21 protein-coding genes are annotated in these 25,211 nt (G+C 56.7%); 8 read left to right on the top strand and 13 right to left on the bottom strand.

The genetic code is table 11. The annotated features are described in order from the left end of the window. The first annotated feature begins 41 nt into the window (after positions 1–41). Entirely contained in the window at positions 42–458 is a 417-nt protein-coding gene (locus NHG65_RS02185) for an Exc2 family lipoprotein (protein ID WP_499182886.1), read from the top strand. Between the two features lie 35 nt (positions 459–493). Here NHG65_RS02185 and treR read toward each other — a convergent pair whose 3' ends face one another. Beyond that, positions 494–1,441, bottom strand: a complete 948-nt coding sequence (gene treR / locus NHG65_RS02190) for a trehalose operon repressor TreR (RefSeq protein ID WP_499182887.1) — start codon at positions 1,439–1,441, stop codon at positions 494–496. Between the two features lie 421 nt (positions 1,442–1,862). On the opposite strand from treR, the gene mgtA reads away from it, so the two are divergent. Together mgtA and NHG65_RS02200 are read left to right on the top strand one after the other, a co-directional pair. Then, on the top strand, positions 1,863–4,571 hold the full coding sequence (gene mgtA / locus NHG65_RS02195) for a magnesium-translocating P-type ATPase (protein WP_499182888.1): 2,709 nt from the start codon (positions 1,863–1,865) through the stop codon (positions 4,569–4,571). Positions 4,572–4,861: 290 nt separating this feature from the next. Beyond that, on the top strand, positions 4,862–7,255 hold the full coding sequence (locus NHG65_RS02200; RefSeq protein WP_499182889.1) for a beta-N-acetylhexosaminidase: 2,394 nt from the start codon (positions 4,862–4,864) through the stop codon (positions 7,253–7,255). Positions 7,256–7,313: 58 nt separating this feature from the next. Here the strand turns inward: NHG65_RS02200 and NHG65_RS02205 are convergent, their stop codons facing one another. The 4 genes from NHG65_RS02205 to NHG65_RS02220 form a co-directional block, all read right to left on the bottom strand. Next, entirely contained in the window at positions 7,314–8,042 is a 729-nt protein-coding gene (locus tag NHG65_RS02205) for a proteasome-type protease (protein WP_085119528.1), read from the bottom strand. A gap of 75 nt (positions 8,043–8,117) precedes the next feature. After that, positions 8,118–8,912, bottom strand: coding sequence for a transglutaminase family protein (locus NHG65_RS02210; protein ID WP_085119529.1), 795 nt, complete (start codon positions 8,910–8,912; stop codon positions 8,118–8,120). Then, complete coding sequence (locus tag NHG65_RS02215; protein WP_099065067.1) at positions 8,909–9,838, bottom strand: alpha-E domain-containing protein; 930 nt, start codon at positions 9,836–9,838, stop codon at positions 8,909–8,911. Before NHG65_RS02215 ends, NHG65_RS02210 begins: the two co-directional genes overlap by 4 nt. Next, on the bottom strand, positions 9,832–11,268 hold the full coding sequence (locus NHG65_RS02220; RefSeq protein WP_499183454.1) for a circularly permuted type 2 ATP-grasp protein: 1,437 nt from the start codon (positions 11,266–11,268) through the stop codon (positions 9,832–9,834). Before NHG65_RS02220 ends, NHG65_RS02215 begins: the two co-directional genes overlap by 7 nt. A gap of 281 nt (positions 11,269–11,549) precedes the next feature. On the opposite strand from NHG65_RS02220, the gene NHG65_RS02225 reads away from it, so the two are divergent. Continuing rightward, positions 11,550–12,188 (top strand): hypothetical protein, encoded by a 639-nt coding sequence (locus tag NHG65_RS02225; RefSeq protein WP_198404496.1) that lies wholly within the window; start codon positions 11,550–11,552, stop codon positions 12,186–12,188. 8 nt (positions 12,189–12,196) lie between these two features. Continuing rightward, complete coding sequence (locus tag NHG65_RS02230) at positions 12,197–12,463, top strand: hypothetical protein (RefSeq protein WP_099065066.1); 267 nt, start codon at positions 12,197–12,199, stop codon at positions 12,461–12,463. 77 nt (positions 12,464–12,540) lie between these two features. Here the strand turns inward: NHG65_RS02230 and NHG65_RS02235 are convergent, their stop codons facing one another. The 8 genes from NHG65_RS02235 to NHG65_RS02270 form a co-directional block, all read right to left on the bottom strand. Continuing rightward, complete coding sequence (locus tag NHG65_RS02235; protein WP_499182890.1) at positions 12,541–15,522, bottom strand: amino acid adenylation domain-containing protein; 2,982 nt, start codon at positions 15,520–15,522, stop codon at positions 12,541–12,543. 209 nt (positions 15,523–15,731) lie between these two features. After that, positions 15,732–16,118 (bottom strand): 2-iminobutanoate/2-iminopropanoate deaminase, encoded by a 387-nt coding sequence (gene ridA, locus NHG65_RS02240; protein WP_085119531.1) that lies wholly within the window; start codon positions 16,116–16,118, stop codon positions 15,732–15,734. Between the two features lie 184 nt (positions 16,119–16,302). Next, positions 16,303–16,767, bottom strand: a complete 465-nt coding sequence (gene pyrI, locus NHG65_RS02245; protein WP_020825003.1) for an aspartate carbamoyltransferase regulatory subunit — start codon at positions 16,765–16,767, stop codon at positions 16,303–16,305. A gap of 12 nt (positions 16,768–16,779) precedes the next feature. Beyond that, complete coding sequence (gene pyrB / locus NHG65_RS02250) at positions 16,780–17,715, bottom strand: aspartate carbamoyltransferase (RefSeq protein WP_099065064.1); 936 nt, start codon at positions 17,713–17,715, stop codon at positions 16,780–16,782. Between the two features lie 314 nt (positions 17,716–18,029). After that, positions 18,030–19,034 (bottom strand): FecCD family ABC transporter permease, encoded by a 1,005-nt coding sequence (locus NHG65_RS02255; protein ID WP_099065063.1) that lies wholly within the window; start codon positions 19,032–19,034, stop codon positions 18,030–18,032. After that, positions 19,034–19,990, bottom strand: a complete 957-nt coding sequence (locus tag NHG65_RS02260; RefSeq protein ID WP_499182891.1) for an ABC transporter substrate-binding protein — start codon at positions 19,988–19,990, stop codon at positions 19,034–19,036. The genes NHG65_RS02255 and NHG65_RS02260 overlap by 1 nt, the downstream gene beginning before the upstream one ends. Before the next feature lie 121 nt (positions 19,991–20,111). Next, entirely contained in the window at positions 20,112–20,909 is a 798-nt protein-coding gene (locus NHG65_RS02265) for an ABC transporter ATP-binding protein (protein ID WP_099065061.1), read from the bottom strand. A 19-nt stretch (positions 20,910–20,928) separates the two neighbouring features. Continuing rightward, complete coding sequence (locus NHG65_RS02270; protein ID WP_261427684.1) at positions 20,929–22,170, bottom strand: amino acid deaminase; 1,242 nt, start codon at positions 22,168–22,170, stop codon at positions 20,929–20,931. Positions 22,171–22,362: 192 nt separating this feature from the next. On the opposite strand from NHG65_RS02270, the gene NHG65_RS02275 reads away from it, so the two are divergent. From NHG65_RS02275 to NHG65_RS02285, 3 genes are read left to right on the top strand one after another with little or no spacing between them, the layout of a single operon-like run. After that, positions 22,363–23,226 (top strand): MurR/RpiR family transcriptional regulator, encoded by an 864-nt coding sequence (locus NHG65_RS02275; RefSeq protein ID WP_099065059.1) that lies wholly within the window; start codon positions 22,363–22,365, stop codon positions 23,224–23,226. 39 nt (positions 23,227–23,265) lie between these two features. Beyond that, positions 23,266–24,705: an N-acyl-D-amino-acid deacylase family protein gene (locus tag NHG65_RS02280; protein WP_207978054.1), complete on the top strand. Its 1,440-nt coding sequence runs from the start codon at positions 23,266–23,268 to the stop codon at positions 24,703–24,705. A gap of 17 nt (positions 24,706–24,722) precedes the next feature. Continuing rightward, entirely contained in the window at positions 24,723–25,121 is a 399-nt protein-coding gene (locus tag NHG65_RS02285) for a RidA family protein (RefSeq protein ID WP_219015303.1), read from the top strand. Positions 25,122–25,211: the final 90 nt, after the last annotated feature.

Raw genomic sequence — 25,211 nt, forward strand, 5'->3', positions numbered from 1 at the left:
GTTATGTGAGTGTTGCTACCACGTACTTTTTTCAAGGAAGAATGATGACTTTGACACTGCCTCGATTGCTTATTGCCTTCACCGCACTGTTGCTGAGTGCCTGTACCAGCCAAAAAAGCAGCCCGGAACGCCACGCCAAGCATGCGATTTATCAAATGGCGCGAGAGGATTTTTCCCCAGAAATACGAACCCAAATTCCGGACTCGATAAAAGCCTCTATTCCGTTCTTTGACCAGTTCTATCAAATGGGGAAGGCCGATCGGGCCAAGGGATTAACTCGCCAGCAGGCACAGCAGCGGGAAGCCTATTTCCGCAGCCCCGAATTCCTCAGCGACGTGGGGAAGAAAGGGAAATTTATCAATCAGGAATATTCAGTGGATAACCCGCAAAAACAACGGCAGATCCTGCTGGATTCCGCCGTGGCTACTTACTGGGATGGCTATGACGGCCGGCCTTGAGGGGAGGCTATCACACCACCTAAACCCACCCGCCCTCAGGCGAGTTGGCTAGGCACGATGATCTGGCGGATGCCCTGTTCGCCGCTGAGTTGGCCCAGCAACTGTTGGGCGGCCTGCAGCCCGGCAGTGCCGTAGCCGAGGTCAACCGAAAACGTCTCGGGGAACAGGAAGTTAAGCAGCGGGGTATTACCGATACCGCATACCTGCAGCGGGGCAATATGCTCCTGTTGCAGGTATTTAATCGCGCCAAGGGCGATGGTATCGGAGGCGCACACCAGCGCGGTGGTCCGGGCATCGATGGCCGAGGCGGCCAACTGGAAGCCACTCTGATAGCTCAGTTCACCCAAGGCCACGCTCGGGGTAATTTGCTGCTGGCGACAGGCGTCGAGGTAGGCCTGGTGGCGGCGCATACCGGTGGTGGCGTCCGACAGTTGCACCCCCAGGTAGCTGATATGTCGGTGGCCCTGCTGTTGCAGGCGATCCATCAGCAGCCGTACGGCGCCGTCGTCGTCGTAGCAAACCGAAGAAAAGCCCTCGTATTCGCGTGCCAGCACCACCATTTTATCCTGCCATGGGCTGAGCATGGCCGCCGTCAGGCCGGTGAAGCCGAACAGGATCACCCCGTCGACGTTGCGTTGTTGCAAGACGTGCAAATGCTCTTCCACCAGCCGGGTCTCGAACTGGCTTTCCATCACGATCGGGTCGAAGCCGTGCTGATACAGCAGCGGCAACATGGTGCGTACGGCCTGATTTTCGGACGGCGAATCGAGACGGGAAACGATAATCCCCACCACTTTGTCGCTCTGGCCGCGCATGGCGCGTGCCGACTTGGACGGGGTAAACCCCTGCTGACGGATCACCGCTTCCACCCGTTCGCGGGTCTGCGGGCTCACGCTGCCTTCATTGTTCAACACGCGTGATACGGTGGATTTACCTACGCCGCTCAGGCGTGCGATGTCCTTGATGGTCAGCCGGTTTTGCATGGTTTAATTTTCGTTGAGGTTAAAAGGCGTAAACTGGCGGCCTACGCTGAATGCCCGTCAGCATAGCCTATTTTCCGCAACGGATCTTGGCGCTGTGCAGGGATTTACGTACTGCGCTGAACGGCCGCTCTTGTCGTTTGATCTTTTCATTTACCGGAGGTTATCAACCGTATGGATCCCGATCCGACCCCGTTAGACCCTGACTCGGCTCCCCGGTAAAACCTGCCCGCTTTGCGCTGCTGTTTTACCGGTGAAGTAATAAACGGTAACCGGTAGCGCGCGCCCGTCGTTCGCTCCTGCTGCTATAAAAAAATATAAGGATCTGCCCAGGCAGAGGCTTTTGGCGTGTCCAAAAACCCGGCTGGGGGCGATCCCGCGTTCACCCGCTGCCGTGAGGCAATGGGCGACGAGGTGCAAAAAAATGAAACTAAAAAACATCCCCCGTCAGCTGCTGGGCCTGCTCAGCCGCAATTTACCGCGCCGTTTGGTGCACCGTGACAGCCTGTTGGATAGCCTGGGCGGCAAAGCGCAGGGGTTGCCTGCCGGTCTGGCACAGCAGCGGCTGGAATGTGCTGCGGCCAATACCACCGAGCTTTACCTGCGTTTCCACAGCCACCCGGAAGGCATGACCGCCCATGAGGCGGAACGGGTGCGTGAACGCTGCGGTGAGAACGTGATTGACGATCAGCAGCAAGAGGCCTGGTGGCAGCACCTGTGGCACTGCTACCGTAACCCGTTCAACCTGCTGCTGACCGCGCTCGGCATGATCTCTTATGCTACCGAGGATCTGACCGGTGCACTGGTGATCGCCCTGATGGTGGTGATCTCCACGCTGCTGAACTTCATTCAGGAAGCGCGATCCAACAAGGCGGCAGACGCGCTGAAGGCGATGGTCAGCAATACCGCTACAGTAATTCGTAGTGACGCATTGACCGGTAAAAGCGAACACCTGGAACTGTCGATCTCGCAACTGGTGCCGGGCGATATCATCAAGTTGTCGGCAGGCGACATGATCCCGGCGGATCTGCGCGTGTTGTCGGCCAAGGATCTGTTTATCAGCCAGGCGGCGCTGACCGGCGAGTCGCTGCCGGTCGAGAAAATCGCCGAGCTGCGCGGGCAGGTGGAGGATCCGCTGGAATGCCAAAACCTGTGCTTTATGGGCACCAACGTAGTGAGCGGCACCGCGCTGGCGATGGTGATTGGCACCGGCGGCGACACCTACTTCGGCCAGTTGGCGCAGCGCGTTATCAGTCAGGATCAGCAACCCAATGCCTTCCAGAGCGGGATCAGTAAAGTCAGTTGGTTGCTGATCCGCTTCATGCTGGTGATGACGCCAATTGTGCTGTTGATCAATGGCTACACCAAGGGCGACTGGTGGGAAGCGGCGCTGTTCGCGCTGTCGGTGGCGGTGGGGCTGACCCCGGAAATGCTGCCGATGATTGTCACTTCTACCCTGGCGAAAGGGGCGGTGAAACTGTCCAAACAGAAAGTGATCGTCAAGCGTCTGGACGCCATTCAGAACTTTGGCGCCATGGACATTTTGTGCACCGACAAAACCGGTACCCTGACTCAGGACAAAATCGTGCTGGAGCGCCACACCGACGTGTTTGGCGTCGCCAGCGACCGGGTGTTGCATTACGCCTGGCTGAACAGCTTCTACCAGACCGGGTTGAAAAACCTGCTCGATGTGGCGGTGCTGAGCTGCGCGGAACAGAGCCAGCAGCCGGATGCGCTGCAGCATTACCACAAGGTGGATGAGATCCCGTTTGATTTCGAACGCCGTCGGATGTCGGTAGTGGTGGCCAAAGACGCGCAATACCACGAGCTGATCTGCAAGGGTGCGCTGGAAGAGATGCTGGCGATTTGCAGCCACGTACGGCAGGAAGATGAGGTGATCCCGTTGACCGAGGCGTTGCTGGCACGCATCCGGCGCGTTACCGACGATCTTAACCAGCAGGGGCTGCGGGTGGTGGCGGTGGCCAACAAGATCCTGCCGGCACAGGCTTACGAATATGGCGTGGCCGACGAATCCGATCTGATCCTCGAAGGCTATGTGGCCTTCCTCGATCCGCCAAAAGAGAGTACGGCGCCGGCGTTGGCGGCGCTGAAAAACAGCGGCGTAACCGTGAAGATCCTCACCGGTGATAACGAACTGGTGGCGGCCAAGGTGTGCAAAGACGTTGGGCTGGCGGCGGATCATGTGCTGCGCGGCAGTGAAATCGAACAGATGAACGATGAGCAGCTGGCGCAGGCGGCGGCGCGTACTACTGTGTTCGCCAAGCTGACGCCGCTGCATAAGGAACGGATCGTCAAGCTGCTGCGTCAACAGGGCCACGTGGTGGGCTTTATGGGCGACGGCATCAACGATGCTCCGGCGCTGCGCGCGGCGGATATCGGTATTTCCGTCGATTCCGCGGTGGATATCGCCAAGGAGGCGGCGGACATTATCCTGCTGGAAAAAAGCCTGATGGTGCTGGAGCAGGGGGTGATTGAAGGCCGTCGCACCTTCGCCAATATGCTCAAGTACATCAAGATGACCGCCAGTTCCAACTTCGGTAACGTTTTTAGCGTGCTGATTGCCAGCGCCTTTTTGCCGTTCCTGCCGATGCTGCCGTTGCACCTGCTGATCCAGAACCTGATGTATGACATTTCTCAGATCGCCATTCCGTTCGACAACGTCGATGACGATCAGATTACCCAGCCACAGCGCTGGAACTCCGGTGATATTGGGCGATTTATGGTGTTCTTTGGGCCGATCAGTTCAATTTTCGACGTGCTGACCTTCAGTCTGATGTGGTGGGTATTCAAGGCCAACACGCCGGAAATGCAGACGCTGTTCCAGTCCGGCTGGTTCGTTGAAGGGCTGCTGTCGCAAACGCTGATTGTGCACATGATCCGCACACGCAAAATTCCGTTTATCCAGAGCCGTCCTTCGTGGCCGCTGTGCATCATGACCCTGGTGGTGATTGCCACCGGTATCGGCCTGACCTTCTCGCCGCTGGCCGGTTTCCTGCAGTTGCAGGCGCTGCCGCTCGGTTACTTCCCGTGGCTGGTGTTGATCCTGACTGGTTATATGGTGCTGACCCAGTGCGTGAAAGGCTGGTTTGTGCGCCGCTACGGCTGGCAGTAATTCCCTCGCCCCTCTTGCGTCCGCAGGAGGGGCATTTGTGATCCAACCCGGCTTTTCATCCTCGCTGTTGGACATCTGCCCTGTGCTCAGTCTTTATTTATAGCTTCGCTGTTGAGTTAGATGACAATGTTGTTTTGCGCCCGAGATACCCGGGCCTAGCGCACCGAGGGGCGCTCCGGCGGGCAAGCCCGCTACGACCCCTTCGGCACGCTCTCCCTAATAACGACCTTTGTCAGTAGCTTGTATAGCTTCGCTGTTTTTATTGATTTTTTTCCTCTGAGGAATTTCTGATGCACAGATCCCTGCGTTATACGCTACTGACTTCATCGTTATTACTTTCCCTGGGCGCGCTGGCGCAGCCGGCCGGTGATTTACCGCTGATGCCTTGGCCGCAGCAGGTGGAACTGACCCAGCCGGCGGGCAAGCTGGTGCTGGATCACCGGCTGTCGATTAACCTGCAGGGCGACGATCTGGCCGATGCGCTGCAGCGCTGGCGGCAACGTATTGAGCTGCAAACCGGCTGGACGCTGGCACCACAGGCCACAAAAGCCGCAGGCGTGGTGATCAGCGTGAATATCAAAGACAAAGTGGCGGCGCAGCCGCTGCCGGGTAGCGATGAAAGCTATAAATTAACGGTGGCGCCACAGGGCGTTACGCTGACCGCCAATACCCGCTTTGGTGCGCTACGTGGCATGGAAACCTTGCTGCAGCTGGTGCAGACCGACGGGCAGAACACCTTCCTGCCGCTGGTGAGCATCACCGATGTGCCGCGTTTTCCGTGGCGCGGGGTACTGATGGATTCAGCGCGTCATTTCCTGCCGCTGGCGGACATCCTGCGTCAGCTCGACGGCATGGCGGCAGCCAAGCTCAACGTGTTTCACTGGCACCTGACCGACGATCAGGGCTGGCGCTTTGCCTCTGAGCATTACCCCAAACTGCAACAGCAGGCCAGCGATGGCCAGTTCTACACCCGTGAACAGATGCAGCAGGTGGTGGCCTACGCCACGGCGCGAGGCATCCGGGTGGTGCCGGAAATCGATCTGCCGGGCCATGCTTCCAGCATCGCCGTGGCTTACCCGGAGTTGATGAGCGCGCCGGGGCCGTACGTCATGGAGCGCAAATGGGGCGTACACCAGCCGACGCTCGATCCCACCCGTGAGGAAGTTTATCAATTTGTAGACGCCATCATTGGCGAACTGGCGGCGATCTTCCCCGATCCTTACCTGCATATCGGCGGTGACGAGGTTGATGCCAGCCAGTGGAAGCAATCAAAAACCATTCAGGCCTTTATGCAGCAGCATCAGTTGGCGGACACCCACGCGCTGCAGGCCTACTTCAACCAGAAGCTGGAAAAAATCCTCGAGCAGCATCAACGGCAGATGGTCGGCTGGGATGAGATTTATCATCCGTCGCTGCCGCGCAGCATTGTCATTCAGTCCTGGCAGGGGCAGGACTCACTCGGGGCCAGTGCACAGGACGGCTATCAGGGCATTCTGTCCACCGGCTTCTACCTCGATCAACCGCAGAGCACAGCCTATCACTATCGCAATGAGATCCTGCCACAGCCGTTGGGGGTAGACACCCAGGTGCAGCCCGATGAAAAAGCGCAGAGCTGGCAGTTCAGCATGCCACGGCTGAAGGGCAGCGCAGTGGAAGGCAGTTTTACCCTGATTGAAGGGAAGCAGGGTTGGCGCGGCTTTATCGATTTCAAGGGTAAATCCCGCCGCGCCTTGCAGGATATTGTCTGGCGTTCACCGCAGCAGGTGAGCTTCCGCGTCGATACCTGGATGGGGGAGACGCGTCCGGTGTTCACGTTGGCGCAGGACCAACTCAATGGGTATACGCTGGTGGGCAACATGCGTTACCCGACCAGCGGCAGCCGGCTTGCGGCGATCCCGGAGGGCAAGATGCCGGTGGTGCCGGATGCGAAGCAGCAGGCCAATATACTCGGTGGCGAGGCGGCGCTGTGGGCGGAGAACATCAGGGCGCCGATCCTCGATCTCAAGCTGTGGCCTCGTGGGTTTGCGGTGGCGGAGCGTTTGTGGTCGGCACAGGATGTGACCGATGAAAATAACATGTACCGGCGGCTGGCGGCGGTTGATGCCTGGTCGGTAGTCTCGGTGGGCTTGCAGCAGCATGCAGAGACCGCCCGCGAATTCACCCGGCTGGCGAACAGCGTGCAGATCGCGCCGCTGCAAACCCTGGCCGAGGCGGTGGAGCCGGGCCAGTACTACACCCGCCAGCACCTGAAATTCAGGGCCGGCAATTACCACCAGTTCGAACCGCTGAATCGCTTTGCCGACGCGTTGCCACCGGAGAGTAATGCGGTGCGTGAGATGGGCCGACAGGTTGCGGCGTTGGTGAAAGATCGCAACGACCGGGCGGCAGCACAGGCGCTGCGTGAGCGTTTGCAACGCTGGCAGTTGAATACCGCGCCGGTGAAAACGGTGATTGCCGGTAACCGGGTGATGCAGGATCTGGCACCGGTGGCGCAGGATGTCGGTTCGTTGTCCGCGCTGGGGCTGATGCTGTTGGAGCGTTATCAGCAGGGCAAGCCGTTGAGCCAGGCCGAAGCCGGGCAGATACAGCAGCAACTGGACGCGGCTGCGCAAATACGCGACGAAGTGGTGATTGCGGCGGTTTACCCGCTGGAGGCCTTGCTACGCGCCAGCGCGATCGAATGAGGTCAGTATCGTTGGGCTCAGTATGCGTAGGGGCTCCGCATGCTGAGCCCTAAAAAAACTACAGCTGCAACGGTGGCAACTGTTTGAAAATGCTGACCAGTCCTTCGCCCCAGCCTTTGCGGATGGCGCTGAAATGCGGATGATCTTCGGTGATGCGGTACTGTTGTGCGCTGCTGAAGCTGTCGCGTGGGTAAATCATCACGTCGAGCGGCAGGCCGACCGACAGGTTACTGCGCAGCGTGGAGTCGAGAGAGATCAGCGCGCACTGCATCGCCTGTTCCAGTGGAGTGTGGTAATTCAGTACCCGATCGATAATCGGTTTGCCGTATTTGCTTTCACCAATCTGGAAATAGGGCGTATCGCGGGTGGCTTCGATAAAGTTGCCCTGCGGGTAGATATGGAATAACTGCATCTCCTCGCCATGGATCTGGCCGCCGAGCAGCAGGCTGCAACTGAAGTCGGTGGTGCTGCCGCTTTGCTGGGCTTCGCTGTCGCGTTGGATCACTTCTCGCACCGTTTCACCCACCAGGGTGGCGGCTTCGTACATGCTGGGGGCATTCAGCAGGTTGGGGCGCTCGGCGTCCTTGCAGCGGCGCTGCAGCAGGCTGATGATGCTTTGGGTCGTCGCCAGATTGCCGGCGCTTTGCAGCACCAGCATGCGTTCGCCATCCTGCTGGAACACGTGCAGTTTACGGAAGGTGGAGATATGGTCCACTCCGGCATTGGTGCGTGAATCAGAAGCAAAGACCAGCCCGGATGCCAAGCGCATGGCCACACAATAGGTCATTCCACAATCCCTCAAAACAAGACTGGCACGCCGCCAAACGCCAGCGTGCCGTAAACCTTCACTTTCGGCAAGAGGCTATTGTCCGGTGGGCATCATCTGCACTTCGGCCATGGTCTGCATATTCTCGCAGCCGCCGCCGAGTCGCATGCCGCGCACCGGGCAGGCGTCCAGATAGTCGATGCCCACCGCCAGCTTAAGGTGTTGATTCGGCAGGCGAGTGTTATTGGTGACGTCAAAACTGTGCCAGCGTTCGTCGACCCAGGCTTCTGCCCAGGCGTGGGTAGCCACGTGCGTTGAGTCCTCGCTGTAGAGATAACCGCTGACATAGCGCGCCGGAATATTCAGGCTGCGGCAACAGGCCAGGAACACGTGGGTATGATCCTGGCAGACGCCGGTACCGGTCGCGAACGCCTGAGCCGCGCTGTCGGTGACGCTGGTAGAGCCCGGGGTGTAAGGCATTTTCAGCAGCAGTTCGCCCATCAGATTTTCCAACCCTTCCAGCACCGCCTGCGGTTGATAGTAGCGCAGGGCGAACGCCTGGATCGCACTGTCGGGCTGGGTCAGTGGGCTGTGGCGCAGGAACACCAGCGGTGACAGATGCCCCATCACCTGATCCTCTACGCCATCTTCTATTTCCACCACGCCGTTGGCCTGAATGGTGATCGCCTGATGCGGATGATCCAGCGTCAGTACGTGCAGCACGTTACCGAAGGCGTCGGTGGTACATACCGCATCTTCCGGCAGCGTCAGTTGCCAGGAGATGATGCGCTGGTGCTGTGAATTTTGTGGCGTCAGACGCAGATACTGGGTGCTGCGCTGCACCTGCTGGGCGTAGGTATAATGGGTATTGTGCTCAATGTTAAGTTTCATTGTGCCTCCAGATAAGTGTGATGGATGCTCTCCGCAATGCCGCCAATCTGTCCGAGAAACGCGTCCAGCCAGTCGTTCAGGCCGACCTGGTTCAGATCCTTCATGCTGCTGAAACGCAGTTCGGCGTGCAGCGTGTGTGCCAGTCGGCGTGGCTGATTCGAACGGTTGCCGCCAATCTGTTCCAGTTGCTGCACCATATCGCCGACGCAGGCCAGCAGGGAGCGCGGGATTTCGTTACGCAGGATCATCAGTTCGGCAATGGTGTCGCGGCTGAGCTGTTGCTTGTAGATGCTGTGATAGGCCTCGCGCGCGCTGACTGCCCGCAGCAGCGTGTCCATGCGGTAATACTCGCGCACCGGGTCGCCGTCGCTGTCCATTAGTGCGTTCTTCACCCCCAGCAGGCGGGCGGTGCTGTCGGCCCGCTCCAGCAGAGTGCCGAGGCGGATAAAGCACATCGCGTCGCTGCGCAACAGGGTGCCGAACATCGCGCCGCGAAACAGGTGCGAACGCTCCTTCACCCAGTCGAAGAAGGCATCTGCCCCCACCGAGCCGATGCCCTGACGGCGGATCAGCTTCATCTCGATCCAGGTGGCGTTAATGCACTCCCAAACCTCGGAAGACAGGCTGCCACGCACCGCATGGGCATTGTTCCAGCCCATCTGCAGACAGCTGTAAATGCTGCTGTGGTTGCGGCTGTCGAGCGCAAAAAAGCTCACCAGATTGGCCATGGTCAGGTCAGGATAGGCGGCGGCGTACAACTGGCCGGTGCTGGTCAGGTTGAGCGGCACCTGCAGATCCTGATCTTCGCTGTCGCGGATCGGCATCATCGACAGCTTGTTGGTGACGTCGAGCACCCGGGCGATGCTTTCTGCCCGCTCCAGATAGCGGGCCATCCAATAGAGTTCACTGGCAGTTCGGCTCAGCATGCGTCGTCCTCCAACACCCAGGTATCCTTGGTTCCCCCGCCTTGCGACGAGTTGACCACCAGTGAGCCTTGCGCCAGCGCCACACGCGTCAGGCCACCGGGCACCAGCCGAATTTCTGCCCCGCTGAGGGCAAAAGGCCGCAGATCGATATGCCGTGGTGCCAGGCCGTCGTTGACGAAGGTCGGGCAGGTCGACAGCGCCAGCGTGTTTTGCGCAATGTAATTGTGCGGTTTGGCAAGCAGCAGAGTGCGGAAGTGGGCGATTTCGTCTTTGCTCGCCGCCGGGCCGATCAGCATGCCGTAACCACCGGCACCGTGGACCTCTTTCACCACCATCTGTTCCAGATTCGCCAGCACGTAAGACAGCTCATTTTTGTGACGGCATTGCCAGGTCGGCACGTTATTGAGGATCGGCTCTTCCTGCAGATAGAAACGCACCATGTCCGGCACGTACGGATAGATCGACTTGTCGTCGGCCACGCCGGTACCGATGGCATTGGCCAGCACCACGTTGCCGGTGCGATACACCGACAGCAGCCCCGGTACGCCGAGCATCGAGTCCGGGCGGAACGCCAGCGGATCGAGGAAGGCGTCATCGACCCGACGGTAGATTACATCCACCTTGCAGGGCCCGGCGGTGGTGCGCATAAAGACCGCGCCGTCCTTGACGAACAGATCGGCGCTTTCCACCAGTTCAACCCCCATCTGCTGCGCCAGGAAGCTGTGTTCGAAATAGGCACTGTTAAAGCGGCCCGGCGTCAGCACCACCACGGTGGGATCGTTAATCGGCGAGCTTTCACGCAGGGTTTGCAGCAGGTGCGACGGGTAGCGTTCTACCGGTGCGATACGCTGCTGGGCAAACAGTTCCGGGTACAGGCGCATCATCATCTTGCGGTTTTCCAGCATGTAGGACACGCCGGATGGGGTGCGCAGATTGTCTTCCAGCACGTAATACTGGCCGTCGCCGCCGCGCACCATGTCTACACCCACGATGTGCGCGTAAATATTACGGTGCAGGTCGACCCCTTGCATGCAGGGCTGGTACTGATCGTTGGCCAGCACCTGTTCTGCCGGAATGATCCCGGCTTTCAGAATATGCTGTTGATGGTAAATATCGTGCAGAAAGGCGTTGAGCGCCTGGACGCGCTGGCGAATACCGCGATCGAGCATCGCCCATTCGTCGGCAGGAATGATGCGCGGCACGCTGTCGAACGGGATCAGCCGTTCTGCGCCATCATCCTCACCATAAACGTTAAAGGTAATACCCACCCGGTGAAACAGCAGTGCAGCCTCTTCCCTTTTGCGCTGAATGGCCTTTTGATCGGCCTGTTGCAGCCAATGCCAGTAAGCTTTGTAGTGGCCCCGGTGTTTACCCTCAGCCAGAAGCATCTCATCAAAAAACGGTGAAGCGGACAGATCGATATTCAGCATCGTCACCTCGTCGACATTGCAGGCTGTAAACCGATCCAGCATAAAATGTGCCAAGGTGATAAAGGAGCGTAAATGGCGCGAAAACGCCGGGTTGCGGTGGGAAACAGCCCGCTTTCGGTGCAGCCGACCCGGCCACCGCCTTAAAACGGGGCAAAACTGCGGCGCGTGCCTCAAACTCTAAACCCAGCAGTGGATGCCTCGAAGACAGAATGAAAAGTGCGTTATAAAATTGAAGTCGTATTTCTAACGTATTAATTTATAAAGTATTCAAGGGACTGATAATGCCGCATGATTTTAATGTTCAGGAGCTGGGACAAAGGGTATTAGCTACAACCAATGAAATCTTTGCTGCCGGTGAACATAACATTCGGGTGCAAATGTTAACCGCCGAGGATTTGGAATGGTGCATTGTGCAGACGCGCCAACAGCCTGAAAATCAGCGTATCCCTTGGGCGTTGAGCGGAGCGGTGCTGGATAATCCCGATGCTTTCAGATTTAGCTTTAAAATTCTGGATGCGGATCAAAGGCCGGCTGGTGCCTGTATATGTCAGTTTTGCCCCGCGACAGGCAATATGCCTGCGGTGCTCAATGTTGAAATGCTGCAAAATTTCCACATCCAAGACTCGTGTCTTGATGGCAATACCTTTCGCTTTGCTCTCTATGCAGCCGTGTTGTTCATGGTCGAAACCCAATGCGTAGGCTTGCGGCTAATATCACCGATCAATGCGAGAGTCGCTGATTACTACATCAATGAACATCACTTTATTGATATCACCTCAGGTGATAATGGCATTCTCTATCGTGATGCACAGGCTTTATTCCAATGGTTTATCGAAGACTCAATCCGTCCAGATTCATCGGCCTCGGTTGATGCTGCACAATATTTGAGCGACAATGATGACCTGCTGACGGGATTATAGGGGGTGATATGGTCATTAAAACTACAGGTCGGATTGTAGCGGAAACTGCTTTCTATGAGCTGGAAGTGTATAAAGCCGAAGGGGAAGGGCTGACAATGGTCAAAACCTATAGCTCTGAGGAGATTAACAGCCTGACGCCACGTGGGAGGGCAATTACCGCCTCACCTGAGGATGTGATAGCGGTTTTGAAACAAGCAGCCAAGCACATTAAACCTCAAAATGATCCGATTATCGAAGCTGCCGGTGGTATCCGTCGAAACCGAACCCATAAGTAATCAGCAATGGCCGCAATAGCGGCCATTAGATTATTCAGTTCAATAATCACCTTTCACATTTCCGGGCGCCCTGGTCTTTATACCTGCAATGATTGCTGTGAAGTGCCGATAGACTGCCGCAGATAATTCAGCAGCATTTGCCGGGTAAAGCGCGGCTCTTCGATCCCGCTGTGCTGCAGAAAATACTTCAGGTTGCTGCAATCCCATTGGTAGGTATTTTGGTAGAGCTGCACCGTCGATTGACCATTCACCATATTGTCCCTGAACAGGCTGAGCAACGGATAGAGCGGCGCATCGCCGTTATGTTCCCACTGCGCCCGCCATTGCTCGAAAGGCAGCGGTCGGAAACGGTAGCCGAATTCGCGCTCCAGCAGGTTGAAGAAGCCCTGCAACGTCAGGTTATTCTGGTGCTGGTGGATCAGGTTGAATTTCTTCCCCAGCGCCTGCGGATTGCGGCTGACATGCGCAATGGCCTGGGTCATATAGTCCACCGTCGTCAGGCCTTCGCGCAGATCCTGCAATGCCGGTAGCGTGCCGCTGGCAATGCAGGTTTTCACCAGCCGTCCCCACCATTGATAACTGGCACTGACGCCGGTTCGGCTGTGGCAGGTGGCGTACCCCAGACGGAAGGTCATCAGCGGTAAACCTTGTGATGCCGCCAGGTCGGCTATTTTCTCCATCACCCATTTGCTGCGTACGTAGCCGATGTCGGTGATCACCGCCGGCAGGTTCTGATCGATATCGTCACTTTCCCGCATCACCCGTTTGCCGGTGTGCAGATGCCCCCAGCTATAAACCGAAATCGTCGACAACAACATCAGCGGCTTGGTGCGCTGGTGGGCGGCAAAGCGAATGATTTCACGCAGGCCCTGCACGTTGTCGCGTTTCATATAAGAATAGGGTTGGATAAAGTTCACCGCGCTCGCTGAGTGATAAATGATATCGACCTGCTGGCTCAGCGCAGCATAGCGCTCGGGTGGCAGGGCGAAATTCTGCTCTGCCACGTCACCGGGGACCAGATGGATCCGTGCGCGCTGTTCGGCGGATAAAGCAATCTGATAACGAGCGAGTATCTCATCGAGTCGTCGTTGAGGGGACTGCTGGTGGCGATCACGTACCAAACAATGCAGTTCGGCGCGGGTGGTGGTCAGTAGCTCCGCCAGCAAATGCGCGCCGACAAATCCGGTGGCCCCGGTGAGTAAAATGGCTTTGGGCGAGCTTATTTGCCGCAGGTCATAATCCGGGTTGAAGGTGACGCCCTCGGGCAGCCAGACATCGTCTTGCAGAGCACGCACCGGTTCGCTGTCTACCGTTGGCAGAGCATGGCCGCTGCGCTCATCCAGCGCTTGTGCCAGACGGTTTATCGTTGGGTACTCATAAATATCGCGCACATAGACTTTAATCCCAAGCTGCTGGTCGATGGCCGTCACCAGCTTTGCCGCCAGCAGTGAATGGCCGCCGACGTCGAAAAAGTTGTCGTCGGCACGGATATCGGTCATCCCCAACAGGTTGCGCCAAAGGGTGGCAATGGCTTGCCGACGGCCGGTTAGCGTTTCTGTTACCGTCGGTTGATCCGGGCGGGAGAGGGCCAGCAGGGCGGCCTTATCGGTTTTGCCGTTGGCGTTGATCGGCAGACGTTCCAGCAGCAGGTAGTCGGCGGGCAGGAAGTAGGACGGCAGTGTTTCCTTCAACCGTTGCTTCACGCGTTCGAGTAACTCAGGGGCATTTTTGTCGGCCACCAGAAAGGCCAGAATCTGTTTGTTGGCTGGATCCTGTGGCTGGGTGACGATGGCGACGGCTGCCTTCACGCCTGCAACCTGCGCCATAATGCTTTCTATTTCCCCCAACTCCACCCGATTGCCGCGGATTTTGATCTGGTCGTCGATGCGGCCGAGGAACTGGATACGCTGATCCGGCAGCCAGCGTGCCCGATCGCCACTGCGATAGAGACGTTTACCGGCGAAATGTGGCGGCGTAATAAATTTTTCGGCAGTGAGCTGCGGGTTATTCAGGTAGCCACGCGCCAGGCAACTGCCGCTGATGTAAAGCTCGCCGGGCTGCTGGTCGCGGACCGGTTGCAGGTTGTCGTCGAGAATGAAGATCTCGGTATCCGCCACCGGTCGACCGATGGTGGCAGGGGCATGTTGTGTCGCACAGCTGACCGGATTCCAGCTGGCGAAGATGGTCGCTTCCGTCGGACCGTAGTAATCCACCAACGGATAATTTATCCCGCTGAGATCGACCGGGTTGAGTTTTTCACCGGCGGTAAACAGGTAGCGTAGCGTCAGCTTTTCCGGCTGCGGCGCGCTGACGATGTCTGCCACCAGCACCGTGGGGACAAAAGCATGGGTAACCTGGTGGTGTGCAAAAAAGTTGAGCAAGGCAGAGGGTTGCAAGCGGGTCTCTTCATCCGGCAAATACAGCGTGCCGCCGCTGGTCAATGCCGCCCAGATTTCCCACTGCGCCACATCAAAGCCGATGCCGGCCATCAGCGTTGAACGACTTTGGTGATCCACCGCGAATTTTTGGTTATGCCAGAGAACAATATTCAGCAGTGAATGATGCTCAATCATCACTCCCTTGGGGCTGCCCGTGGTGCCGGAGGTGAAAATAATATAGGCCGTTGCATCTCCTTTTGGCTTTATTAATTCAAAGGGAAATAATTCACCTGAGGTTATATTATCAATCACAAGGGGATTTATGCTCGAGACTTTTATTTCAAAATCGATTGATAAGTTACTTAATATTATTGTTTTAGACGCACTTTGTCTGACGATATCTTGAATTCTTTTTTCAGGATATCGGGCATCGATGGGAATATAGCTGGCACCGGCTTTGATAATCGCCAGCATGCCGATCAGTAATTCCGGCGTGCGTAGTGCCACCAGAGGTATATAGTCACCGGGGCTGATACCCTGCTGTTGCAACCGACCACAGAGTTGGTTACTGGCATCATCCAACTGCCGATAAGTGAGGCGCTTATTGTTACTGACTATCGCCAACTTCTCGGGGAAATAAGCAACCTGTTGGATAAAATGATCCAATACGCTTTGAGCCATGGGTATATTCTCCTGAGATTATTAGTCTGATCAACAAACTACGAAGAGTCATGGCCCGGCCGGGTGAAGAATAATTATAGACGCATTTTTATTATGGGAATGAAAATATATTGAGAATGGAGTTATCTTTATAAAATAACTGGAATAATAATTTTCCTAAAATAAAAGCGGCCAGCCGATGGCTGACCGCTGGGCGCGTTAGCGTGGAATTAACGACGAACGGCGATGGCTTCGATTTCGATCTTCACGTCTTTCGGCAGACGGGCAACTTCGACGCAAGAACGGGCCGGGAACGGCGCGCTGTGCTCGGTGAAGAAGCTTTCGTAAGCGGCGTTAACGGTGGCGAAATCGTTCAGATCTTTTACGAAGACCGTGGTTTTCACGATGTCGGCGACTTTCAGGCCGGCAGCTTCAACGATCGCTTTAACGTTTTCCAGTGACTGGCGTGCCTGTGCGGCTACGTCGTCGGCAACGGCGCCGGTTTTAGGATCGACCGGGATCTGGCCGGAAGTGATGATCATGCTGCCCAGATCAACGCCCTGCACGTAAGGACCAATGGCTGCCGGGGCGAGTTCAGTGCTGATAATACGTGACATTTTTTCTCCTGATATACCCTTCGTCTTTCAAACCGCAGCGTTGTGGGCTGCGTGGCTCACCGTAGGGGACGAATAAATTCGTCCCGATTCATTTGGGCGCTGCATGCAGCGCCCCTACGGGGACTTCCATTATAGGCAGTCGCCGGGAGAATAACAGTGCCGTCCCCGGGCGAAAACAGCAGATTTAATCCGCCTGCAATACCACCTGATGTTCGAACTCTTTCTCGCAGTAGCGGCACTTCAGGTGCACGTCGCCGTCGCGGGATTTCACGCTAAAGCTGGAAGACACCGGCTCGCTGCGGCTGATGCAGTTGCTGTTCGGGCAGGTCAGCACGCCGTCGATATGATCCGGCAGGCTGAGGGTCAGCTTGCGTACCACTTCGTAATTGTCGATGCGGTTAACCGTGGCTTTTGGCGCGTACATCGCCAGCTGGTTGGCCTGCTGTTCGGTCAGGAAGGTGTTCTCGATTTTGATCAGGTCTTTGCGGCCCAGCTCGTTGGAAGGCAGGTTCAGGCCGATAGTGATGCGCTGGTCGGTGGCGGTCAGCTTGAACAGCGTCAGCAGTTTAAAGCCTATCTGCGCCGGAATATGGTCAATCACCGTACCGCACTTGATCGCTTCAACCTGCAGTTTGTTATCGTGAGTCATGACGGTTCCCCCTTAAAGAGCCAAATCTGCGTTTAATACCAGCGCCAACAGCGCCTGACGGGCGAAAATACCGTTGCCCGCCTGCTGGAAGTAGTGGGCGTACGGCGTTTTATCCACGTCGGTGGTGATCTCATCAATGCGTGGCAGCGGGTGCAGCACCTTGAGGTTGTCGCGTGCCCCGGCCAGATCCGCCGCGCGCAGCACGAACTGTGCCTTCACGTTGGCGTATTCGGAAGGATCCAGACGCTCTTTCTGCACCCGGGTCATGTAGAGAATATCCAGCTCCGGCACCACTTCTTCAATGCTGCTGTGCAGGCTGTACTGGATACCTTTCTCTTCCAGCATCTGCAGGATGTAGGCCGGCATCGCCAGCGCGTCCGGAGCGATGAAGAAGAAGCGGTTGCCTTCAAACTTGGCCAGCGCCTGCGCCAGTGAGTGCACGGTACGGCCGTATTTCAGGTCGCCGACCATGGCGATATTGATGTTGCTCAGGCGGCCCTGGGTTTCCTGAATGGTAAAAAGGTCGAGCAACGTCTGGGTCGGGTGTTGGTTGGCACCGTCACCGGCGTTAAGCACCGGAATGCCGCCGGAGAATTCGGCCGCCAGCCGTGCAGCGCCTTCCTGTGGGTGGCGCATCACGATGGCATCGACGTAGGTGCCAATTACCGAAATGGTGTCGGCCAGGGTTTCGCCCTTCTTGCCGAGTGAGGTATTGCTGCCGTCGGCAAAGCCCACCACCGAGGCACCCAGGCGGTGCATCGAGGTTTCAAACGACAGGCGGGTACGGGTTGAGGCTTCAAAGAAGCAACTGGCGATCACCTTGTGCTTTAACAGCTCGGGCTGTGGATTGGCTTTCAGGCTGGCGGCGGTGCGCAGCACCAACTCCAGATCCTCGCGGCTGAGATCGTTAATAGAGATGATATGTTTGTGATACAGCGGGTTGGCCATTTTTCACTCTCCTCGACTCGTGCCCGTGGCGCGGGGCTTTGAACAGATTTTTCAGGCAAAAAAAAGCCCCTCAACGAGGGGCTTGAAACGATCGGTTTAGCAACAGGAGAAACAACGGCAGTGTGCTGCCGATTGGCAGTCGGTTTTGTCGGTTGTGGCTAACAAAACAAACGTCGTTTTTCATGCTTTCTCCTGGCAAATTGTCGCGCATTATACTCGCGCTTTTGATCACTGCAAGCGCTAAAACGCCGATTTTTGTCCTTTCGCAATCGATTGGCTGGTGGCTTTCAGAGACGGACTGCGTTATTCGACGATCATGGGGTTCGTCGTAGCAAAATAACCAGCACAAAAATACCGCCAAGACCGGCAGTAATAATCCCGATGGGCAGTTCCTGGGGCGCGGTAATGACCCTGCTTAGCAGATCGCCGGCTGAGAGCAATATGGCGCCCAATACGCCCACCAACGGCAGCAGACGCCGGTGACGAACGCCGGTAAAGGGGCGTGCCAGATGAGGGACCATTAAACCGACAAACCCAATCACGCCGGTTAATGCCACCAGTAACGCGGTCGCCAGCGAACAACACAGAAAGACTTCGGTGCGTAAGCGACGGGTGTTGATACCCAGAGAACCTGCGGTTTGTTCGCCGGCCAGCAAGCCGTCCAGCGAGCGCCAGCGTAAGGCAATCAATGCCACCAGTACCAGCAAAGCTATCAAGGCAAAAATCAAATTATCCCAACGAGCCAGCCCCAGCCCGCCCAGGGTCCAGAAGAGCACGCTGCTGGCGGTGCGTTGATCACCGGAAAACACCAGATAATTGGTGAACGCGCCGAATAAAAAAGAGACCGCCAGGCCGCAGATAATCAGTTTCTCGGTGCCTTTCTGCGATTGAGTCATAAAAATAATCATCACCACCGCAGCGGAAAGTATGCCACCGACAAAAGAAGAAACCGGTAATGCCCAGGCCCCGAGGCTATTACCGAGCCGGGTGATCACCATGACCACACCGGCAGAGGCACCTGAGGAAAGGCCGAACAGGAAGGGATCGGCCAGGTCATTGCGGGTGGTGGTTTGTAATAGCGCGCCGACCAGTGCCAACCCGGCCCCGGCCAGTAACCCCAGCAGCGTTCGGGGCAGACGCAGTTCCAGCACAATGCTTTTGATCATCGGCGGCACTTCGCCAGAGGTGATACCCAGCGCGGTCATCACCTGTGAAAAGGAGAGCGACACGCTGCCTTGTGCCACATTGGCGAGGATCAGCCCTGCCAGCAATAGCGGGGCGATGACCCATGCCAACCGGAAACGCATTTTTTCCGTCATCAGATGAAGACAGTGGGGTGAAGCGCGTAAGCCAGTTTGTGGATGGCATCAATATTGACCGGCCCCGGCGTCAGCTCCTGATATTTTAATCTCAAATAACGATGATGGAGCACCACCAGGGTGTGTTTCATCAAGGGATGTTGTTCCAGGAAACGTTGCCGTGCGTCGATATCGCCGGTGGCCTCTGACTGGTAATCCACCAAAATGATAAATTCAGGCTCCGTCGCCGCAACGCTTTCCCAATTGGTGGTCGTCCAACTGGTATTCAGGGTATCCATCACATTCTTCGCACCGGCGGCTTCAATAATCGCCGTCGGCATCGCGTAAGCCCCGCTGGTGTAGGGCTTATCCTCACCGGAATCATAAAGGAACACCTTTATCGGCTTTTGGGTCGCAACTTTGCTGTGGATATCGGCCACTTGCTGCTTCCAGCCATTGACCAGCGTTTGTGCATCTTCCTGTTTGCCGAAGACTTTACCGAGCCTGATGATGTCGTCGTATAACAAATCCAGACTGGCACGCGGGCGATGACTGTCGACGTGAATGCAGCTTTCACTCAGCACCAGCGTTTTGATATTAAATTTTGCCAGCGCCTGTGGGGTTACATCACCACGAAGCCCATAGTTCCAACCGGCGAAGAACAGGTCAGGCTCCACGGCGAGAAGATTTTCGATGGTCGGATATTTCGGTGCCAGCTCAGGGATAGTCCCTCGCTGCTGGGTGAATTCAGGGATGTTTTTATACCAGCCGGAGATCCCGGTGACGCCAACCATGGACGGCTGTAGCTGCAGGGCAAACGCCATTTGCGACATATTGATGTCTTGAATCACGGCACGCTGTGGGGCCTGGCTAAAAGTCAGTGGCTGGCCACAGTTGTCTACCGTGACAGGGAAGCCAGAAGCAGCGGCGCTTGTTGAGGTTAATACCAGTAATGCGGCGAGGAATAACTTTTTCACATCGACTCCAGGTTGATAAACCGGAGTCAGTCGCCCGGTTGATTGGAAACCGGGGCAACATACCTGAATAATTTGTATGGCAAATGTAGTTAGATCAAACAACCGTCGATTTGGGTGAATTTCAGCGGGATGAGGGCGGTAACGCCTCGAAAAAGCGTAAGGCTGCGCCGGTGATCGGGTGGCGGGCTTGCAGCGATTTCATACCAAACACCTGTTGCAGATGCGCTGACTCCAGCACCGCATCGGGGGGGCCATAACAAAGGATTTCCCCTTGATTCATCATGATGACTTTGTCGGAAAAAGGTTGAACCAACTCAAGATCATGCAGCACTTTTAAGGTGGCGATGTTTTTTTCATGGATCAGCGACAGCAGTTGGTGTCGGGCCAGGGGATCGAGATGGTTGGTGGGCTCATCAAGTAATAGCAATGTCGGCTGCTGCGCCAGCACCCGGGCGAACCCGGCACGTTGACGTTCGCCACCCGAAAGCTGGCCTAATGGCATATCTTGCAGATGGCGGATACCCACGTCATCCATGGCTTTTGCCACAATCAACGGGTGCTCGGATTGCCCCTTTTCAGCCTGCCAGGGCAAACGGCCCAGGGTCACATACTCGTTAACCTTAAGCCGTAAATCTGCATTGTCGTGCTGGCTAAGCAAGGCGATAGAGCGCGCGCGTTGCTGGGGCTTAATGGCGGATAAGGGCGTTCCCTGAAAGAGAATTTCACCTTCGCTGGGCTTGAGTTCACCGGTTATCAGCCGTAATAGCGTGGATTTTCCACTGCCGTTTGGGCCGATAAGGGTAACGGACTCCCCTTGCTGCAGGGCAAAGGTGAGCCGGTTAATCCGTGGGGGTTTCCCTGGGCTGGCCAGGGAAATATTCTGCACCGATAAGAGGCTGTCGGTGGGCAGGTTATTCATCAGATATCCTTTTCTGTCATCAGAAAAACGTCTCTATGGTTTCGATAACGTTGTAATCATCATCAATCAAAAACAGCGTTTTCCATTTATCAAAGGTCAGGCACGGGTGCGAGGTGGCGAACACCAGAATATCACCAACCTGCAGCGGGAATTCAGCCGGGCAGCTCAGCATGGCGTGCTGATCCATTATGCCATGGGTAATCAGGTGCTGGGTGTCGCTTTCCTGGCGAACCCCGTTGCGGTAATGGGCGATTGGCTGTGGCAGACCGGCGTCGAAGGCCGCATCCCGCTTGCCAAAGTTGACGATAACCCGGCCCGGTTCGGGCACCGACTGCACCAGCGCCACCAGTTCCAATGCCGAGGTTAATTCTCCCGCCAGATCGCAGGCGTAGCGGTCGCGGGCCAGCACGGCATTTTGCGCGTCCTGGTAAATGCCCTGATCGTGGGTGATGTAGCAGCCGGGGCGGATCACCACCCGACAGTTTGCCGGCAGCGCTTCTTCACGCCAGACGTTACACACCACGTCATACCAGGAAGAACCGGCACCGGTCAGGATCGCCTCCCCGGCGTTCAACAAGCCTTGCTGGTGCAGCGTACGCAGCAGACCGGCGGCGTCACGCAAGAATTGTTCGATTTTGCTCTGGGCGTCATCGCCGTGCATCACGCCTTCATACAGTTCGATACCCTGCAGACGTAACCCCGGCAGCGCGGCTATTTCCTGTGCCAGTTGTTCCGCCTGCGCCACGCTGCGGCAGCCACAGCGCCCACCGGGTACCCCCAACTCCAACAACACATCCAGAGTTTGCCCGCGCTGGCTGAAAAACGCCGCGAGGGTTTGCGCATTGCTCAGGCTGTCGATACAGCAAAAGAAACCGCTATTGGGGTGCTGCGCTTTGAGTTCGGCGATCAGTTGCATATTGGCCTTGCCGACCAGTTGGTTCGCCATCAGTACCCGAGGCACACCGGCTTCCATGGCCACTTTTGCCTGCCAGGCGGAACCGACGCCAATCGCCCAGGCCCCTTGCGCGACCTGTCGCTGGAAGATCCACGGCGTCATGGTGGTTTTACCGTGTGGGGCCAAAGAGACACCGCGCATATCGGCATAGTTTTGCATCCAGGCAATATTGTTTTTCAGGCTGCTGGATTTAATGGCGGCGGCCGGCAGGCAGACATCCTCATTGAGCAGGTTTGCCGGCGCATCAGGGTGATTGTGCATCACGGCGGCTTTGTGGGTAACGGAGAAATCTTTTTGGTATTTCATAACATTATCCTTTAAGGGTTCTATCTTTTTCAAAATGAGTATCGTTATTAAAATTATTGATTTAACTGGTTTTTAAATATTTATTATCGTGAGTTGGGTACAAAGTATCATTTTTAGAACTGTTTTTTGTGTAGTCTTCCACTGTTTTCTTGCATTGTAAATGACAAAATTTAACCACTATGAGGTGAGGCGATGGGTGTTGAAATCGACATTATCTCGCGCATTACAGAGCGTTTTATCGAGCTGAGCAGCGCCGAAAAACGTATCGCGCAATTTATTTTGGACGATGCCGACGCGGTAACTGCGCTGCCGATCGCCGAACTGGCCCGGCAGGCTAACGTTAGCCAGGCTTCGATCACGCGGTTTGCCAAAACGCTGGGCTGCCGGGACGTGCGTGATCTCAAGGTCAAGCTGGCGCAGTCGTTGGCGGTGGGGCAAAGGTTTATTCATGAAGAGCCGGACCTGGAAGGGATCCAGGGGATTTATGAAACCATCATCAATGTCCTGAACATTAACCGGCGGACCATCGATGAAGCGGCGTTGGGCAAAGCGGTAGGGTGGCTCAGCGATGCGCGGCAAATTTTGGCGATTGGCATGGGCGGCGGCTCGACTATTTGCGCGGCAGAAGTGCAGCATCGTTTGTTCCGGCTCGGGCTGCCGGTGATCGCGCAAAGTGACGGTCTATTGGTCCGCATGATGGCGGCGGCGGTGAGCAAACAGGATGTGGTGGTGGCGCTGTCACTGGGTGGCTACACGCAGGAAGTGGTGGAAAGTGCCGCCATTGCCCGCCAGTACGGGGCCAAAGTGGTGGCGATTACCCCCGCCGGAACGCCGCTGGCGGCACAGGCTGACGTACTGCTGGCGCTGGTGGTGCGGGAAAATGACTACATCTACAAACCCAGCACCTCGCGCTACGCCATGCTGGCGATGGTGGACGTGCTGGCGACGGCATTGGCCATGGCGAATAAACGCCAGTCCAGGGACCGGTTGCGTCGCATCAAGCTGGCGCTGGACAGCCATCGCGGAGGGGCCGATCGGCAGCCGTTGGGTGATTGAGCCGGTATCCCACAGACAATAACGGAAGGATGATGATTCATGCGGTATCAGTATCTGTTTAAAAATGTCACGGTGATCGACGGCAGCGGCGGGCCGCAGTACCGGGCGGATGTTGCGGTCAAAGACGATCGGATCGCGGCGATTGCGCCTGCCATAGAAGCCGACGCCGAGGTGGTGATCGATGGCCGGGAGCGGGTGTTGTCTCCGGGGTTTATCGACGTGCATACCCATGATGATACCAACGTGATCCGCATGCCTGAAATGCTGCCGAAGATTTCCCAGGGTGTGACGACGGTGATTGTCGGCAACTGCGGCATCAGCGCGGCCGGTGCGGTGATCAGAACCCAGGTGCCGGATCCGATGAACCTGCTGGGTGAGAAAGAACATTTCGTTTACCCGACTATTGCGGCCTACCGTCAGCAGGTGGAAGCCGTGACGCCTGGGGTGAATGTCGCGACGCTGATCGGGCATACCACCTTGCGCAGCAATCAGATGGATGACCTGTTCCGCCCGGCCAATGCCGGGGAGATCGTCGCCATGCGCGAGCAATTGCGCACGGCATTGCAACAGGGCGCGTTGGGGTTGAGCACCGGTCTGGCCTACGCCACGGCGTTTTCGGCCCCCACCGAGGAGGTGATGGCCCTGGCGGAAGAGTTGGCGGGCGAGCAGGGTATTTACACCACTCACCTGCGCTCGGAGTTTGAACCTATACTCGAGGCGATGGATGAGGCCTTCCGCATTGGCCGTCATGGCCGGGTGCCGGTGGTGATTTCACACCATAAATGTGCCGGGGCCAAAAACTGGGGCCGCACCCAGGAAACGCTAAAACTGTTCGACAAGGTGCGCCAGACGCAGGATGTGTCCTGTGACTGCTATCCCTATTCCGCCAGCTCGTCGACGCTGGATTTAAAACAGATCACCGATGAATTCGACATCGTCATCACCTGGTCCGAAACGCACCCGGAGATGGCGGGGCAGTCATTGCGGGACATCGCCGGAACCTGGTCGATGAGCCTGCATGAGGCCGGCAAGCAGCTGATGCCGGCGGGCGCGATTTACTACAACATGGATGAGCAGGATGTACGCCGGGTGCTGAGTTATCCGCTGACCATGGTCGGGTCGGATGGCTTGCCGAACGATCCGATGCCGCATCCGCGCCTGTGGGGCGCCTTCCCGCGCGTACTGGGTCATTATAGCCGCGATGAAGGCCTTTTCCCCCTGACCGTGGCGGTGCACAAAATGAGCGGCATGTCCGCGGCGCGTTATCAACTGCCGCAGCGTGGGCTGATCAAAACGGGTTACTACGCCGATCTGGTGTTGTTCGATGCGTTGAAAGTGAAAGACAGCGCAACCTTCAGCCAGCCACAACAACCCGCCGCCGGGATTGACGCGGTGTGGGTGAACGGCGTACTGAGTTATGAACATCAGGCCGTTACTGGCCTGCGCGCCGGGCGGTTTTTGTGCCGCCAGGGCAAATAAATCGACAGGAGCAAGGCATGACGATCAAAAGATACGGTATTGATGGTGGCACCGGCACTGGTGGGCAACATCTGCCCTTTTCCAGAGCGGTAGAAGCGGGTGGCTGGCTGTATATCTCCGGCCAGACGCCGATGAAAGACGGTGAAGTGGTGGAGGGCGGTATTATTGATCAGTCCCGCCTGGCGATCCAAAACTGCCTGGATATTATGCTGGAAGCGGGATATGGCCTGGAGGACGTGGTACACGTAAAGGTCATTCTGACCGATGCCCGTTATTTCCAGTCCTTCAATAAAGTGTTCCGTGAATTTTTCGCCGCTCATCCACCGGCGCGTATTTGCGCGGTTGCCGATTTGGTGGTGGATTGCAAAGTTGAAGTTGATATTACCTGTTATAACGCAGCACGCATTACCCGATAGTCCCTTTCTAAAATATAAAACGTAACGGGGTGGTTAAACCACCCTTAATAATAAAACGCCTGATTTATTTCAGGCGAGATAACGCTATTT

This window comes from Serratia myotis (assembly GCF_027474885.1).
GTDB lineage: Bacteria > Pseudomonadota > Gammaproteobacteria > Enterobacterales > Enterobacteriaceae > Serratia > Serratia proteamaculans.

Bases quoted from the DNA above. Each gene is read 5' to 3' on its own strand.
- NHG65_RS02230 (WP_099065066.1), top strand. From the start codon at position 12,197: ATGGTCATTAAAACTACAGGTCGGATTGTAGCGGAAACTGCTTTCTAT.
- NHG65_RS02185 (WP_499182886.1), top strand. From the start codon at position 42: ATGATGACTTTGACACTGCCTCGATTGCTTATTGCCTTCACCGCACTG.
- pyrI (WP_020825003.1), bottom strand. From the start codon at position 16,767: ATGACTCACGATAACAAACTGCAGGTTGAAGCGATCAAGTGCGGTACG.
- NHG65_RS02210 (WP_085119529.1), bottom strand. From the start codon at position 8,912: ATGAAACTTAACATTGAGCACAATACCCATTATACCTACGCCCAGCAG.
- NHG65_RS02280 (WP_207978054.1), top strand. From the start codon at position 23,266: ATGCGGTATCAGTATCTGTTTAAAAATGTCACGGTGATCGACGGCAGC.
- NHG65_RS02225 (WP_198404496.1), top strand. From the start codon at position 11,550: ATGCCGCATGATTTTAATGTTCAGGAGCTGGGACAAAGGGTATTAGCT.
- NHG65_RS02200 (WP_499182889.1), top strand. From the start codon at position 4,862: ATGCACAGATCCCTGCGTTATACGCTACTGACTTCATCGTTATTACTT.
- mgtA (WP_499182888.1), top strand. From the start codon at position 1,863: ATGAAACTAAAAAACATCCCCCGTCAGCTGCTGGGCCTGCTCAGCCGC.
- NHG65_RS02270 (WP_261427684.1), bottom strand. From the start codon at position 22,170: ATGAAATACCAAAAAGATTTCTCCGTTACCCACAAAGCCGCCGTGATG.
- pyrB (WP_099065064.1), bottom strand. From the start codon at position 17,715: ATGGCCAACCCGCTGTATCACAAACATATCATCTCTATTAACGATCTC.
- treR (WP_499182887.1), bottom strand. From the start codon at position 1,441: ATGCAAAACCGGCTGACCATCAAGGACATCGCACGCCTGAGCGGCGTA.
- NHG65_RS02285 (WP_219015303.1), top strand. From the start codon at position 24,723: ATGACGATCAAAAGATACGGTATTGATGGTGGCACCGGCACTGGTGGG.
- NHG65_RS02275 (WP_099065059.1), top strand. From the start codon at position 22,363: ATGGGTGTTGAAATCGACATTATCTCGCGCATTACAGAGCGTTTTATC.
- NHG65_RS02235 (WP_499182890.1), bottom strand. From the start codon at position 15,522: ATGGCTCAAAGCGTATTGGATCATTTTATCCAACAGGTTGCTTATTTC.
- NHG65_RS02255 (WP_099065063.1), bottom strand. From the start codon at position 19,034: ATGACGGAAAAAATGCGTTTCCGGTTGGCATGGGTCATCGCCCCGCTA.
- NHG65_RS02215 (WP_099065067.1), bottom strand. From the start codon at position 9,838: ATGCTGAGCCGAACTGCCAGTGAACTCTATTGGATGGCCCGCTATCTG.
- NHG65_RS02205 (WP_085119528.1), bottom strand. From the start codon at position 8,042: ATGACCTATTGTGTGGCCATGCGCTTGGCATCCGGGCTGGTCTTTGCT.
- ridA (WP_085119531.1), bottom strand. From the start codon at position 16,118: ATGTCACGTATTATCAGCACTGAACTCGCCCCGGCAGCCATTGGTCCT.
- NHG65_RS02220 (WP_499183454.1), bottom strand. From the start codon at position 11,268: ATGCTGAATATCGATCTGTCCGCTTCACCGTTTTTTGATGAGATGCTT.
- NHG65_RS02265 (WP_099065061.1), bottom strand. From the start codon at position 20,909: ATGAATAACCTGCCCACCGACAGCCTCTTATCGGTGCAGAATATTTCC.